Origin of the sequence: Bacillus cereus group sp. BfR-BA-01524, assembly GCF_022662595.1 — a bacterium.
Lineage (GTDB): Bacteria > Bacillota > Bacilli > Bacillales > Bacillaceae_G > Bacillus_A > Bacillus_A thuringiensis_S.
In genome coordinates, this window is the sequence record NZ_JAKUDW010000166.1 from 1 (window position 1) to 6322 (window position 6322).

The following is a 6322-nucleotide window of genomic DNA, read 5'->3' on the forward strand; positions in this document are numbered from 1 at the left end:
ATCCACTTTAGAAAGTTCCACGCCGCCTTTTGTTAAACTATTTTTCATAGTAACGGTAGCAATATCTTTTTGGCTTTTTTCAATTGTAAATATAATTGGTTTTTTGTCTAAATCATAGTGTTCAGGAGCCGTTATTTCAACGAATTGATACGTACCAGGACGTAAGTTTTCGATAACGATTTTACCTTCACTGTTTGTTTTTAAATCTGTTTTAAGTACTTTGCCATCTTGATCCAGTAAATTAAATACCGCATCAGCAAGTTTTGTTTGAGTGTTTAAATCATCAACTTTAAGTAATTCGATACTACCTTGTTTTAAGCTATTTGTAGCAGTTAAAGAAATAGCTTTCTTCTGTCCTTTTTCAATAGTGAATTTGATTGGTGTTTCATCTAAAACGTAATGCTTAGGAGCTTTCATTTCGATAAATTGGTAATCACCAGGACGTAGGTCGTTAATTTCGATTATTCCTTGTTCATTTGTAACAAGGTCTTTATGAACTACATCACCGTTCATATTAACAATTTTAAATACTGCATCTTTAAGAACAGTGCCATCAACATCGTCTACTTTAGAAAGTTTAACTGCACCCTTTGTTAAAGCATTTGTAGCAGTGATATGAAGAGTTTCAGTTTGGCTCTTTTTAATTGTAAATACGATAGGTTTTTTATCTAAATCGTAATGTTCAGGAGCAATTGTTTCAACGAATTGATACGTACCAGGACGTAGGTTTTCAACAACAATTTTACCTTCATCATTTGTTTTTAAGGCTTCTTTAACTAGCTCTCCGTCTGCATCTAATAAATTAAATACGGCGTTAGCAAGTTTTGTAGTTATATCAATATCGTCAATCTTTGTTAGTTCAACGCTACCGTTTTTCAAAGCATTTTTGCCTGTAACATTGATCTCTTTCGTTTGACTTCTTTCAATTGTAAATGGAATCGTTGTTTCATCTAATACATAGTGCTCAGGAGCTTTTGTTTCAATGAACTGATAGTCCCCAGGGCGTAAATCAGAAACAGAAATTTTACCGTTTTTATCTGTAACAAGATTCGTATGAACTTCCTTACCGTTCATATCAACAATTTTAAAGATTGCACCTTCGAGCATCGTACGATCGATGTCATCGATTTTTGTTAATGTTACTGCACCTTTCTTTAAACTATTAGTAGCGGTAACAGTAATATTCTCTTTTTGACTTTTTTCGATAGTGAACGGAATAGGGTCTTTGCTTAAGGTATAGTCGTTTGGAGCTGTTACTTCAACAAATTGATAGTCTCCAGGACGTAAATCAGAAGCAGTAATTTTACCGTTTTTATCAGTCGTTAAACCTTTTCGAATTACTTTTTTAGTATCATGAGCGTCAACAATTATAAATTCTGCACCTTCAAGAGTAGTGCCATCAACATCATCAACTTTTGTTAAAGTGACGCCACCTGTAAGTAAACTATTTTTTACAGTAACAGGGATAGGAAGATCTTCCTTGCTACCTTTTTTAATTGTGAACTTAATAGGTGTTTTGTCTAATTTATAATGTTCAGGGGCTTTTGTTTCGATAAATTGATAATCCCCTGGTGCTAAATCAGGAATAACTAATACTCCGTAATCGTCTGTTGTTAAATCTTTCATAATTTCTTTGCCAGTTGCGTCTTGCAATGTGAATACAGCGCCGGCAAGAGCTTTACTACTTTCCACATCATCTTCTTTAATAAGTTTAACTTTTCCTTTCGTTAAACTATTTTTAAATGTAAGTGGAAGGAGTTTTTGTTGTCCTTTTTCGATTGTAAATTCAATAGGTTCTACATTTACATCGTAATAAGTTGGAGCCTTTGTTTCGATAAGTTTATAGTTACCAGGACGTAAGTCATCTACAACTAGCAATCCTTTACTATCCGTAACAAGGTCCGTACGAACATCTTCATTAGTATCTCTATTAACGATTTTAAATACTGCACCTTCAAGTGTTTCCTTAGCATTTACAGAATCAACTTTTGTTAATTCAATACCGCCTTTTATTAAGCTATTAGTAGCTGTAACGTTAATAGCAGTCGCTTGGCTCTCCTTAATTGTAAATTCAATCGGTGTTTTATTTAAGGTATAATGCTCAGGAGCTTTCATTTCGATAAATTTATAGTTACCTGGACGTAAACCAGTAGCAATAATTTTACCTTCCTGATTCGTAACTAATTCTGTACGGACATCTTCATTTTTGTTATTAACAATTTTGAATACGGCACCTGTAAGTACAGTGCCATCAGTATCATCGATTTTTGTTAGTTCAACATCGCCTGGTAGTAGACCATTTTCAGCTGTAATAACAATCGGTGTTTTTTGACCTTTCTCAATTGTAAATTCAATTGGTGTTGATCGCAGTTCATAATGTTCAGGAGCTTTTGTTTCAATAAATTTGTATTTGCCTGGGCGTAAGTCAGAAGCTTTAACAGTTCCGTTTGTATCGGTAGTTAATTCTGTACGAACGTCTTCGTTCTTATCATTCACGATTTTGAACATAGCTCCAGCAAGGGGAGTCTTTTTATCAAATTCGTCGACTTTTAATAGCTCAACAGCACCTGTTGTTAAACTGTTTTTTGCAGTAATTGAGATAATGCTTGTTTGACTTTTCTCGATTGTAAACGGAATTGGTTCTTTATTTAAGTCATAGTATTTAGGTGGTGTTGTTTCAATAAATTGATAATCACCAGGATCTAAATCTTTAACGTTCAAAGTTCCATCTTTTTCTGTTTTTAAGTTTGTACGGACATCTTCATTTTTGTCGTTAACAATTTTGAATATCGCACCTTCAAGGGTAGTGCCATCAATATCATCCACTTTTGTTAACGTAACGCCACCTTTAATTAAAGCATTTTTTGCTGTAATAGAAGCGGCTGTAGTTTGGCTTTTTTCTATTTCAAATAGAATAGGCGTTTTGTCTAATTCATAGTGCTCAGGAGCTTTTGTTTCGACAAATTGGTATTTACCAGGGCGTAAATCTTTTGCTTCTATTTGTCCATGCTCATTTGTTGTTAATTTCTCATATCCAGGAATATTTTTTCCGTTGCGATCCTGAACAGTAAACTCTGCCCCTGCTAAAGTTTTATTATAATTATCCACTTTTGTTAAAAGAGCAGATCCTTTAGTTAAACTATTTGTCGCAGTTCGGTTTACTACTGTTGTTTGATCTTCAGAGATAGTAAACGGAATAAGTTTGCTATCTAATTGATAATGCTCAGGAGCCTTCGTTTCTTGTAAGTAGTAAGTTCCTGGTTTTAGTTTATCTATAATAATTTGTCCGTTATTATTTGTTGTTAATTTTTCATGTTCTGGAATTATTTTTTTGTCTTTATCTAGTAGTGTGAAAACGGCGCCTTGTAGTGTTGCGTTTTTGTTCAGGTCATCAGATTTTGTTAAAACTACTTTCCCGATAAACTTCTTATTTGCAAGTTTATATGTTGTAGTCTCTTGTGTACCAAGTTCAACAACTTTCCCTTGTTTTAAATCCCAGCTAATTACATAGCCTTCAGGAGCCTTTGTTTCTTTCAATAAATATTTATCGCGTTTTAAATTATTAAATTTAGCGATACCGTCTTTGTCTGTTGCAATTTTACGGATAACAGTTTTACCTGTACGATCGTATAAAGTAAATTCTGCCCCAGCTAATAGTACGTTCTTATTGTCGTTATCTACCTTTATAATTTCAAGGTTTCCACGACCTTTGGTAGCAGATCCTCCGCCTGAACCAGAAGACATTCTCACTTCAATCGTTTCAGTAGTTTCTGTGTTTTTAACTGTCAACTTATTGCCTGTGATTTTCGCTTTATTACTTACTTTTTCTTTATCGTCTGCATTAATAAGTGAGCGATATTCTAAAATATAAGCTCGATCAATTTTTTTCAAGAAGGCAATTTCGAAATGTTGCTTTCCGGTATTATTGTCTGTTGTTATTTTGAGTTTATAGTCTGTTCCTTCTTTTAATTCGTTTACTGTATCTTTTGTTAAATTTCCATATGGATCAACAGTTGTAGGATATAAGTGGAATGAATCTTCCACAATTACCTGATTTTCGGTGGGGTCATCTGTTACAACCGCATCTGCAATGGTTGATTGGCTTTCGTTAATTGCGATACTCCAATTAATATAGTTGTCGTCTTGCACAGCTTTTTTAGTAACGAAGCTGCCACCTTTATTTACTTGAGTGTCACCTGTAAGGGTATTTACAATTTTAGAGCCATCTTTTAAATCTGCCTCGTTTTTGTAGGTGCCTTGGATAAGTTCACCATCAAGGCTTGTTTTAAAGATAATATAGTAAGGTGAATTAATTGATTGTTTGAAATGAACCTTTAGGGTGTTTTTATTTTTCTCTGTAGGTTCTTCAAGTTCATATTTCTCAGTTGGTACAGCATTACCAGGTTGTGCATTATCAGGATTTCCATTTAAAATCATATCGCGCACTTCAATGGATCCAGGCACTAACTTTTGTTTATCTTGTATTACGTCTATAACATAAGGATCTTTAATCTCAACATTATTATAGTTAAAGCCTATTATCCAAGTAATTTCCTTCGTTTGGGCGTTATAAGAACCGTATTTATAACCATTTGCTTTTGTGAAAGTATCAGGATCGAAATTAGCTTCAACTTTATTTGATTGTGGATTAGAATCCGTATCTATCCAAGATAGGTTACCTGTGTTTTTAAATGAAGTTTTACCACTTTCTAGCTTTGTATAATCAAAGTCTGTCGTATATTTTACGACTAATGTCTTTGTCATATTAGACTGATACGCACCTATAAGAGTAATTTTGAAGCCTTTATCTGTTGCATCTAAAACATAGTCAGTCCCAGCTTGAAGGGTATAATTTCCGTCTTTAATTTCTAGTTTCTTATCTTTTAATTGTAATCCACCATGATCAAAGGTGTCCGTAATGATCGCGTTGTTTAATGGATAGTTGTTATTATTTACTATAATTGTCCAAGTTGTTGTTTTGTCTTTATAATTTGTTTCAGCTTTATTATTAGATTTAATAATATTTTGCTGCTTGAAGCTAGCTTCATTTTCTTTACTTGAATCATTATCAGCTGTAACTGTATTTTTTACTTTTCCATCTTCTATAACTTTATTAGTTGGCTTGGTTTTATAGGTAATCACATAAGCACTATTAATATCATCGTTAAACTGTAAATCGAATCCATTCTTCTTGTTACTTACAGTGTAATTATTAACAGCGTCTCCTGTTACAAGCGTTCCTTTTTCATTATATGAAGCGTTTTTCACAACAATAGAATTTGCATCTAGTTCGTGTGTATCGTCAAAAATATCTTTTAAAATCGCATCAGCTTTTTTGATCTCTCTTTGATCACCATTGTAAGTAATTGTCCACTCAATTGTTTGCGTCTTTGGATCATATTTACTTGTTTTATTTAAGTGTGTACCACGAGAAACCGTTACAGTAGAGCTTGCGTTTTGTTGCTTTTGATTATCACTCGTTATCGTAACGTTATTTCGGAAGCTTTTAATATTTTCATCGGTAATTTTTGTGGCATATTCGATTTGATATGCTTTATTGATAGAATCTTTGAAAGCAATCTCCAATTTTGAGCCATCTGATGAAATAATATTGTAATCTGTTGGCTCAGCTTCTGCACCACGCGTTACATTCCCATTAACATCAACTTCTAAATAATAAACTTTAATAGAATCTTTATTTAAGCTTGTACCTTGTGGAATGTTATCTTTAAAAACAGCGTTTTTAAGGGTGTCTTTCGTTTTGTTCATTTCTACTTTCCAATTAATTTCATTTGTATTAATTGGTCTATCAGGTAACCCTTTTTTATTCGTAGCTGTTTGTACATTAGGCTTAAAGTCAACTGTAATAGAAACATCCTTATCTTTAATCGGGAAAGGAATTTCTTGTGTTGTTGTACCTTTAATTTCAGCTTTATTAAATTCTGTCTTTAATTGTAGGTTACCAGCGACATCTGGATGCTCTTCAACATAATCGTTGAATGTCATCGTGACTTTTCCATCTTTTGTAACAGTAAAATTACCAATTTGATTGTTTTCACTATCATATAAAGGACTGTTAATTGTATTGTAAATTTTAAAATGTTTAGGAAGATCAAAAATATAGTAATCTCCACTTTTCACATTCATTGATTTTAAAAGTTCCCATGTAAACTCAATATTGGCAGGAGAATCTGTACTTGGACGGTTATCCTCTGTAAATGGTTTTCCGTCTTTATCCGTCAGCTTTACACCGGTTAAAATGTTTGTTGTTATTTGCTTTGGACCTGAATTTGTATTCTCAGCAGGGTCGCTTGCTAGCTTT

The 6322-nt window shown here is 33.2% G+C and carries 1 protein-coding gene; it reads right to left on the reverse strand.

The window, feature by feature from the left end; all coding sequences use genetic code 11:
• The coding region (locus MR170_RS29355; protein ID WP_242310445.1) for a SpaA isopeptide-forming pilin-related protein at positions 1 to 6322 on the reverse strand (6322 nt) is incomplete at both ends.